The organism is Leucobacter soli (assembly GCF_042659205.1).
Classification (GTDB): Bacteria; Actinomycetota; Actinomycetes; order Actinomycetales; family Microbacteriaceae; genus Leucobacter; species Leucobacter soli.
Genome location: NZ_JBHSRW010000364.1, coordinates 1 through 1449 on the forward strand (window position 1 = coordinate 1; position 1449 = coordinate 1449).

Genomic DNA, 1449 nt, shown 5'->3' on the forward strand with positions numbered 1-1449 from the left:
TCGCGCCCGGTGCCGACCCGCGGACCGCTCCGGGCGCCGCCACGCCGCGCACGATCTCGTCGGCCATGAGCGCCAGCAGCGTCTGCTTGTCCGGCACATGGTGGTAGAGCGCGCTCGGCTGGACTCCGAGCTCGGCGGCCACCCGCCGCATCGAGCAGTTCTCGAGCCCGTGCGCGTCGAGTACGCGCAGCGCCGCTTCGACGACATCCGCTCGGCTGTTGCGCATGGGACCAGCGTAGCGCTAACCTGAACACCGTTCACCTGAACACTGTTCAGATCACCGATGTGGACATGGAGATGCGCGGGTTTCGCGCGAGGAACGAGCAGGAGGAGGGGCATGACGCACGAGTCAGAACCCGCGACCGAAACGACCACCGGGACCGCGCACGCGACGACATCCGCGCCGACGTCCGCGCCGGCAACCGATCCCGGGGCGGATCACGGAGCCGAGCCCGGCTCGGGCAGCGCGCGTCGGCGACGGCCGGTCGCCGACCTGGCGCTCATCGCGCTCTTCGCCGCGCTCATCGCGGCCTGCTCGCTGATCTCGATACCCCTCGGCTTCGTCCCCGTCCCGATCACGCTGCAGACCTTCGCCGTGCTGCTCGCCGGAGCGGCGCTCGGAGCGACGCGCGGATTCCTCGCCGTGCTGCTCTACCTCGCCATCGGCTTCATCGGCCTCCCGGTCTTCGCCGGTGGCAGTGCCGGTCTCGCCGTCCTGGCCCTGCCGTCGGCCGGCTTCCTCCTCAGCTTCCCATTCGCGGCCTGGCTCGCGGGCTTCGCGGTGTCGCGCCTCTCGCGGCGATCGGCCGCCGGCCAAGCCGCCCTCGTCTTCGTCGCGCTGATCCCGGCCAGCCTCCTGATCTACGCGGCCGGCATCCCCGTGATGAGCTGGCTCGCCGGCATCACGCTCGGGCAGGCGCTCGTCTTCAACCTGGCGTTCGTCCCGCTCGATCTCGTCAAGATGGCGCTCGTCGCGATCGTGGCGACTGCCGTGCACCGGGCGTTCCCGGATCTGCTGCCGCCGCGCGCGTCGCGCGAGGCACCGCGCAGCGCACGGCGGGACGCCCGCGCCTCCGCATGATCGAACTGCGGGAGGCCTCGTTCGTCGCCCGTTCCGCAACGGGCGAGACGCGCGTGCTCGCACCGCACACGCTCGACCTCGCAGAGCAGCGGATCGCGCTGATCGGCCCGAACGGCTCGGGCAAGTCGACGCTCGCGCGCCTGCTGAACGGTTTGATCCTGCCGAGTTCGGGGACGGTGCGCGTGCGCGGGCTCGACACCCGCCGCGACGGGCCGGAGGTGCGCCGTCTCGTCGCCTTCGCCTTCACCAATCCCGCCGCGCAGCTCGTGATGCCGACGGCCATCGAGGACGTCGCGCTCTCGCTGCGCCGCACGCACCGCCGCGCAGCCGATCGCCTCCACGCCGCCGAGGCCGCCCTCGAGCGCTTC

General features: G+C 72.2%; 3 protein-coding genes. 2 read left to right on the forward strand and 1 reads right to left on the reverse strand.

What is annotated here, in order from left to right; translation table 11 throughout:
* Positions 1 to 226 (reverse strand): TetR/AcrR family transcriptional regulator (locus tag ACFPZL_RS13170; protein WP_382335818.1); only part of this gene is annotated, 226 nt, incomplete at its 3' end.
* A 111-nt stretch (positions 227 to 337) separates the two neighbouring features.
* Between ACFPZL_RS13170 and ACFPZL_RS13175 the strand changes: the two genes are divergently transcribed.
* Together ACFPZL_RS13175 and ACFPZL_RS13180 are read left to right on the forward strand one after the other, a co-directional pair.
* Entirely contained in the window at positions 338 to 1081 is a 744-nt protein-coding gene (locus ACFPZL_RS13175) for a biotin transporter BioY (protein ID WP_218114748.1), read from the forward strand.
* Positions 1078 to 1449: ATP-binding cassette domain-containing protein (locus tag ACFPZL_RS13180; RefSeq protein ID WP_382335820.1), on the forward strand; the 372-nt coding region annotated here is incomplete at its 3' end. The genes ACFPZL_RS13175 and ACFPZL_RS13180, both read left to right, overlap by 4 nt.